Annotated in this window: 9 protein-coding genes; 4 read left to right on the top strand and 5 right to left on the bottom strand. The window is 72.3% G+C overall.

What is annotated here, in order from left to right:
* From JHD21_RS19370 to JHD21_RS19380, 3 genes are all read left to right on the top strand, one after another.
* Nucleotides 1–1,112: DUF445 domain-containing protein (locus tag JHD21_RS19370; protein ID WP_292678567.1), on the top strand; the 1,112-nt coding region annotated here is incomplete at its 5' end.
* A gap of 50 nt (nucleotides 1,113–1,162) precedes the next feature.
* Complete coding sequence (locus tag JHD21_RS19375; RefSeq protein WP_292678570.1) at nucleotides 1,163–2,206, top strand: ABC transporter substrate-binding protein; 1,044 nt, start codon at nucleotides 1,163–1,165, stop codon at nucleotides 2,204–2,206.
* 40 nt (nucleotides 2,207–2,246) lie between these two features.
* Nucleotides 2,247–2,477, top strand: coding sequence for an RNA-binding S4 domain-containing protein (locus JHD21_RS19380; protein ID WP_292678573.1), 231 nt, complete (start codon nucleotides 2,247–2,249; stop codon nucleotides 2,475–2,477).
* A gap of 19 nt (nucleotides 2,478–2,496) precedes the next feature.
* Here JHD21_RS19380 and JHD21_RS19385 read toward each other — a convergent pair whose 3' ends face one another.
* From JHD21_RS19385 to JHD21_RS19400, 4 genes are all read right to left on the bottom strand, one after another.
* Nucleotides 2,497–2,865, bottom strand: a complete 369-nt coding sequence (locus tag JHD21_RS19385; RefSeq protein ID WP_292678576.1) for an FKBP-type peptidyl-prolyl cis-trans isomerase — start codon at nucleotides 2,863–2,865, stop codon at nucleotides 2,497–2,499.
* A gap of 23 nt (nucleotides 2,866–2,888) precedes the next feature.
* Nucleotides 2,889–3,620, bottom strand: a complete 732-nt coding sequence (locus JHD21_RS19390; RefSeq protein WP_292678578.1) for an SDR family oxidoreductase — start codon at nucleotides 3,618–3,620, stop codon at nucleotides 2,889–2,891.
* Nucleotide 3,621: 1 nt separating this feature from the next.
* On the bottom strand, nucleotides 3,622–4,053 hold the full coding sequence (locus tag JHD21_RS19395) for a CBS domain-containing protein (protein WP_292678581.1): 432 nt from the start codon (nucleotides 4,051–4,053) through the stop codon (nucleotides 3,622–3,624).
* An 81-nt stretch (nucleotides 4,054–4,134) separates the two neighbouring features.
* Entirely contained in the window at nucleotides 4,135–5,028 is an 894-nt protein-coding gene (locus tag JHD21_RS19400) for an inositol monophosphatase family protein (protein WP_292678584.1), read from the bottom strand.
* 42 nt (nucleotides 5,029–5,070) lie between these two features.
* Here JHD21_RS19400 and JHD21_RS19405 point away from each other — a divergent pair, with 42 nt between their 5' ends.
* Nucleotides 5,071–5,517, top strand: coding sequence for a DUF2231 domain-containing protein (locus JHD21_RS19405; protein WP_292678587.1), 447 nt, complete (start codon nucleotides 5,071–5,073; stop codon nucleotides 5,515–5,517).
* A gap of 15 nt (nucleotides 5,518–5,532) precedes the next feature.
* Here the strand turns inward: JHD21_RS19405 and rsgA are convergent.
* The coding region (gene rsgA / locus JHD21_RS19410) for a ribosome small subunit-dependent GTPase A (RefSeq protein ID WP_292678590.1) at nucleotides 5,533–6,458 on the bottom strand (926 nt) is incomplete at its 5' end.

Here is a 6,458-nt window from a genome sequence, read left to right on the forward strand (position 1 = left end):
TCGTCAACGCCGGCGCCGAGGCGTCCATGGTCGGCGCGATCGCCGACTGGTTCGCCGTCACCGCCCTGTTCAAGCACCCGCTGGGCCTGCCGATCCCGCACACGGCGCTCATCCCGAAGCGCAAGGACGAGCTGGGCCGGGGCCTGGAGGAGTTCGTCGGCGAGAACTTCCTGCAGGAGGACATCATCCGCGACCGGCTCACCTCGGCGGCGCCGTCACAACGCCTGGGGGAGTGGCTCTCCGAGCCGCAGAACGCCCGCCGCGTGGTCGACGAGGTGGCCGACGTCGCGGCGATCGCCCTGAGCAAGGTCCGCGACGAGCACATCGAGAGCCTGGTGCGGGACGCGCTCACCCCCCGCTTCCGGGAGGAGCCGATCGCGCCGCTGCTCGGGGGCCTGCTGTCCGAGGCGCTGCGGGACGACATCCACCACGGCCTGGTCGACCTCGCGCTCGCCGAGCTGCACGGGTGGCTGCTGGAGAACCCGGAGACCGTCGCGGAGGTGCTCGGGGAACGCGCGCCCTGGTGGGCGCCGCCCCGGCTCAACGAGGCGGTGACGGGCCGGATCCACCTCGAGCTGGTGAAGTGGGTCGACGACATCCGTGACGACCCGCGGCACCGGGCCCGCCAGGCGCTGGACTCGGTGCTCACCCAGCTCGCCCAGGACCTGCTGACCGACCCCGGCACCCAGGCCCGGGCCGAGGCGCTCAAGGAGCGGGTGCTCGACCATCCCGCCGTCGCGACGTCGTTCATCTCCCTGTGGGACGCGCTACGCCGCGCCCTGACCGCCTCGCTCAAGGACGGCGAGGGGGCGGTGCGGGAGCGGATGCTGACCGAGGTCTGCCGGTTCGCCGAGCGCCTGGTGAGCGACCCGGCCCTGCGCACCCGGCTGGACATGATGGCCGCGGACGCGGCGGTGTTCGTCGTCGACCGCTACGGCGCCGAGCTGACCGCGGTGATCACGCACACGATCGAGCGGTGGGACGGCCGCGAGGCGGCCCGGAGGATCGAGCTGCACGTGGGCCGCGACCTGCAGTTCATCCGGATCAACGGCACCATCGTCGGCGGCCTGGTCGGGGTGGTCATCCACGCCGTGAGCGTGCTGCTGCACTGACCCGGCCGTGTCGATAAGGTGAGGCTCACCTAACTCGAAGGACGGCCCTCATGCACCTGCGTCGCCTCCTGCTCGTGATCGTCTCGGTCCTGGTCGCCGCGCTCGCCCTGGCTGCCTGCGGGGCCGAGGACCCCGAGCCGACGGAGGCGGGCGACCCGGCCGCCTCGGAGACCGCGGGCTCGGCGGTCTTCCCGGTGACCGTCCCGCACAAGTTCGGCGAGACCACGGTCGAGGACGAGCCTCGACGGGTGGTCAGCGTGGGCTACACCGAGCACGACACCCTGCTCCAGCTCGGCGTCGTCCCCGTGGGGGTGACGGACTGGTACGGCGACCAGCCGTTCGCGACCTGGCCGTGGGCGCAGGAGCTCCTGGGCGACGCCGAGCCCGAGGTGCTGAGCCTGGACGACGGGTTCCAGTACGAGCGGATCGCGGCCCTGCAGCCGGACCTGATCATCGGCACCAACGCGGGCATTACCGCCGAGGACTACGCACTCCTCTCGGAGATCGCCCCGACCGTCACCAGCGTCGAGGGATCGACCCAGTACTTCTCGTCGTGGACCGACCAGACCCTGCAGATCGCACGGGCGCTCGGCCGTGAGGCCGACGGACAGGAGCTCATCGACGAGGTTGACGCCGCCCACGCGGAGGTGGCCGCCGCGCACCCGGAGTACGCCGATCTCACCGCCGTGTTCTCGCAGGGCGGCCCCTACGACGGGATCCTCTACGTCTACCCGGAGGGCCTGAGCACGGACTTCCTCACCGACCTGGGGTTCCGCTACCTCCCCGGTCTGGAGGACTACGCCCCCGAGGTCGGCTCACAGGCCGAGATCTCCGCGGAGGACGTCGACCTGATCGAGGCCGACGTCGTGGTGTTCGCGACCGAGAGCCAGGAGCAGTTCGACCAGCTGCAGGACTGGGCGACCATCTCGCTGCTGCCGGCGGTCGGCGAGAACCGGGCCGTCTACACCGACGAGACCCTCGCCGGCGCCGTCTACTTCGACACGCCGCTCAGCCGGGCGTACGTCCTGGAGCGGCTCGCGCCGATGCTGGAGCTCGCCGTCGCGGGCGAGGCGCCGCGCGCCTACCCGTCATGAGTATTTGCCCGCGGGACCTCCGACCGCCGAAAATGGCGCCGTGACCGCCTACAACGACATCCCCGTCGAGGACGACGGCATCAAGCTCGGCCAGTTCCTCAAGCTCGCCGACCTCGTCGAGTCGGGGGCGCAGGCCAAGCAGGTGCTCGCCGGCGGCGTCGTACGCGTCAACGGCGACATCGAGACCCGCCGCGGCCGTCAGCTCGAGCGCGGTGACGTGGTCAGCCTCGGCGCCAACTCCGCCCGGGTGGGCGGCGAGCGGGACTGGTGATCGCTGCCGGTGCTGGGACCTAACCCACGTCCAGCAGGTCCACCACGAACACCAGCGTCTCGCCCGGCTTGATCACGCCGCCGGCCCCGCGGTCGCCGTAGCCCAGGTGCGGCGGGATGACGAGCTGGCGCCGGCCGCCGACCTTCATGCCCTGCACGCCGGTGTCCCAGCCCTGGATGACCTGGCCGACACCGAGCCGGAACTTCAGCGGCTCGCCCCGGTTGTAGGACGCGTCGAACTCCTCGCCGGTGGAGTGCGCGACGCCCACGTAGTGCACCGACACGGTGTTACCGGACGCCGCCTCGGCTCCCTCGCCGACGGTGAGGTCGGTGATCACGAGGTCGGTCGGGGGCTCGGGGTCGACGAAGTCGATCTCTGGCTTCTCCATGCCTCGACCCTACGGGTGGCGGGTCACCGCCCGCCGGCCACCCGCAACGTCGTCCCGGTGACGTAGGACGCGGCGTCGCTCATCAGCCACGCGACCGCCTCGGCGACCTCCTCGGGCTCGCCGGCGCGCTGCAGGGGGATCAGCGGCGCGACCCGCTCGAGCCGACCGGGCTCGCCGGCGTCGGCGTGGATGGTGGTCCGGATCATGCCCGGCGCGACGCCCACCACCCGGACGCCCTGCTGCGCGACCTCCTCGGCCAGGCCGAGGGTGAGCGCGTCGACACCGGCCTTGGCGGCGGCGTACTGGACGTACTCACCCGGCGCGCCCTTGGTCGCGGCGCCGGAGCTGATGTTGACCAGCACGCCCCCGCTCCCGCCGTACGCCGTGCTCATCGCCCGCACCGCCGCCCGGGCCACCAGGATCGCGGAGGTCAGGTTGAGGTCGACCGTGCGCCGGATGACCTCGACCGGCGTCTCGGCCAGCGGCCCGATGTGGAACGTCGCCCCGGCGTTGTTGACGACACCGGTCAGAGTCCCGGCCCCCTCGAAGAGGGCGTCGACCCCGTCGTCGGTGAGCAGGTCGGCGCGGACCAGCGTGCACCCGGCGCCGTGGGTCTCGACCGCCGCCTTGGCCAGCTCGGCGGCGGAGTCGTCGTGGACGTACCCGAGCACCAGGTCGTGCCCCGCCTCGGCCAGGCGCTCCGCGATGGCCGCCCCGATCCCGCGGGTGCCGCCGGTGACGAGGGTGCGCGTCACTTCACGTCTGGTGCACATAGGAGTCGAGCTGGTCGCGCTCGAACTCCAGCTGGCTCATCTTGTGCTTGACCACGTCGCCGATCGAGATGATGCCGGTGAGCTTGCCGTCCTGGATGACGGGCACGTGCCTGATCCGGCGCCGGGTCATGATCTCCATGAGCTCGTCGAGCTGGTCGGTGGGCGCGCAGGTCTCGACGACCTCGGTCATGATCGCGCGGACGGTGTTGTTGACCACGGTGCCGTCGTGGTGGAGGTGGCGGACCACGTCACGCTCGCTCACGATCCCCTCGAGCGACTCCCCGTCGGTGCTGACGATCAGCGCCCCGACGTTGTGCTCGGCGAGGAGCGCGAGCAGCTCGCGTACGCCGGCGTCAGGTCCGATCGTGATCACGGTCGCGTCCGGCTTGGCCTTGAGGATGTCGGCGATGCGCATGGCCCGACCGTAGCCCTGAGGCAGCGGCCTGAACAGGGAGCGACTCACTCCTCGGGCTGGGAGTCGGGCCCGGTCCTCGGCTCAGTCCTCGGCCGGCGCCTCGGGCCGGGCCCGGGGCCGCAGCTCGGAGACCGACCCGGGACCGCTGGAGCGCCAGTCGGGGTCGTCGTCGCCGTCGGCCATCGAGCCGAGGAACGACAGCGCGGCGTCGTGCAGGTGCCCGTTGGACGCCAGCGCGTTGCCGCCCCAGGGGCCGTCGGTGCCGTCGAGCGAGGTGAACATCCCGCCCGCCTCGCGGACGATGACCTCCACGGCCGCCATGTCGTGCACGGCCAGCTCGGGCTCGGCGGCGAGGTCGACGGCCCCCTCGGCGATGAGCATGTAGGACCAGAAGTCGCCGTACGCCCGGGTCCGCCAGACCCGCCGCATCAGGGCGACGAAGTCGTCCATCTGGCCGCGCTCCTCCCAGCCGCGGAGCGAGGAGTAGGACATCGACGCGTCCTCCAGGCGGCGTACGTCCGAGACGTGGCACTGGGTCGCCTTGAGCAGGGAACGGCCGGTCCACGCGCCGTTGCCGGCCGAGGCCCACCACCGTCGCTGGAGCTGTGGTGCCGAGACGACGCCGAGCACCACCTGCTCGTCGACGGCCAGGGCGATGAGGGTGGCCCAGACGGGCACGCCGCGAACGAAGTTCTTGGTGCCGTCGATCGGGTCGACGATCCAGCGGCGCTGGCTGTTGCCCGTGGTGCCCTGCTCCTCGCCGGTCACCGCATCGCGTGACCGGACCCGCGACAGGGTGCGCCGGATGGCCTCCTCCACCGCCTGGTCGGCGTCCGTGACCGGGGTCAGGTCGGGCTTGCTCATGACGTGCAGGTCCAGGGCCTTGAAGCGGCTGGTCGTCAGCGCGTCGGCGTCGTCGGCGAGGACGTGCGCGAGGCGGAGGTCGTCGGTGTAGTCGTGAGCGGGGTCCGGCACGGCTCTCACACTATTCTCATCGACTCGCTTTACCGTTCAACTATGGAGATCAACGGTCTTCCGCTGCACGCGCTGGTCGTGCACGCAGCGGTGGTGTTCGGGCCTCTCTCGGCGCTGGCGGGCGTGGCCTACGCCGTCCCGCGGTGGCGGGACCGGGTCCGGTGGCCACTCGTCGTCGCCGTGACGATCGCTGTCGGCGCGATCTGGGTCGCCTACCTCAGCGGCGAGGACCTCGAGGAGGCCAACCAGTACGGCGGCGAGCTCGCCGCGCTGCTGGAGACGCACGAGGACCGGGCCGGGATGCTGCGGCTGCTCATGTCCGGGTACGCCGGTGTGGCCCTCCTCGCCGCGTGGCAGCACGCCCGCACCGGGCCGGTCCGGGGCCTGCTCACCGGACTGGTCGTGGTGCTGGCGGTGCTCACCGCGATCTGGACCGTCCTCACCGGCGACGCCGGCGCGCAGATCGCCTGGTACGGGACCAACGGCTGACCGGGCGCGGGACCCTCAGTAGTCCGAGACGCTCCGCGCGGCGAGCAACCGCCGGAACGACGTCACCCGGTCGACGTCGGTCAGGCCGGCCGCGACGGCGGCGTCGAGACCACATTCCGGCTCGTCCTCGCCGTGCGTGCACCCGCGCGGGCAGTCCTCGGTCATCTCGTCGAGGTCGGGGAACGCCTCGATCAGGTCCTCCGGCCGCACGTGCGCGAGGCCGAACGACCGGATGCCCGGCGTGTCGATGATCCAGCCGTGGTCGCCGTCGGTCGGGCCGGGGAGCGCGAGCATGTACGCGGACGTGGAGGTGTGCCGTCCGCGCCCGGTGACCGCGTTGACGATGCCCACCTCGCGGAACGCGTCCGGCACCAGCGCGTTGACCAGCGTCGACTTGCCGACGCCGCTGGAGCCGACCAGCACGCTCACCCGGCCCGTCAGCCGGTCCCGCAGCTCGGTCAGGTCGCCGCCGCGCCGGGTGACCACCCAGGGCACCCCCAGGGAGCGGTAGGTCGACAGGAAGGTGTCCGGGTCGGCGAGGTCGGACTTGGTGAGGCACAGCAGCGGGCTCATCCGGGCGTCGTACGCCGCCACGAGGGCGCGGTCGACCAGCCGCGGCTGGGGCTCGGGGTCGGCGAGCGCGGTCACCACGACGAGCTGGTCGGCGTTGGACACGACCACCCGCTCGACCGGGTCGTCGTCGTCGGCGGTCCGGCGCAGCACGGTGGTCCGCTCGGTGACCTCGACGATCCGGGCGAGGCTGCCGTCCCCGCCGGAGACGTCGCCCACCACCCGCACCCGGTCACCGACGACGACCCCCTTGCGGCCGAGGGGCCGGGCCTTCATCGCCAGCACGGTGGTGCCGTCGACGAGCAGGGTGAACCGGCCCCGGTCGACGGTGACGACGACCCCGTCGACCGCGTCGTCGAAGGAGGGGCGGT

Origin of the sequence: Nocardioides sp., from assembly GCF_016462705.1 — a bacterium.
Classification (GTDB): Bacteria; Actinomycetota; Actinomycetes; order Propionibacteriales; family Nocardioidaceae; genus Nocardioides.

Excerpts from the sequence above, each read along its gene's own strand:
- JHD21_RS19375 (WP_292678570.1), top strand. The coding sequence starts at position 1,163 with ATGCACCTGCGTCGCCTCCTGCTCGTGATCGTCTCGGTCCTGGTCGCC.
- JHD21_RS19385 (WP_292678576.1), bottom strand. The coding sequence starts at position 2,865 with ATGGAGAAGCCAGAGATCGACTTCGTCGACCCCGAGCCCCCGACCGAC.
- JHD21_RS19395 (WP_292678581.1), bottom strand. The coding sequence starts at position 4,053 with ATGCGCATCGCCGACATCCTCAAGGCCAAGCCGGACGCGACCGTGATC.
- JHD21_RS19405 (WP_292678587.1), top strand. The coding sequence starts at position 5,071 with ATGGAGATCAACGGTCTTCCGCTGCACGCGCTGGTCGTGCACGCAGCG.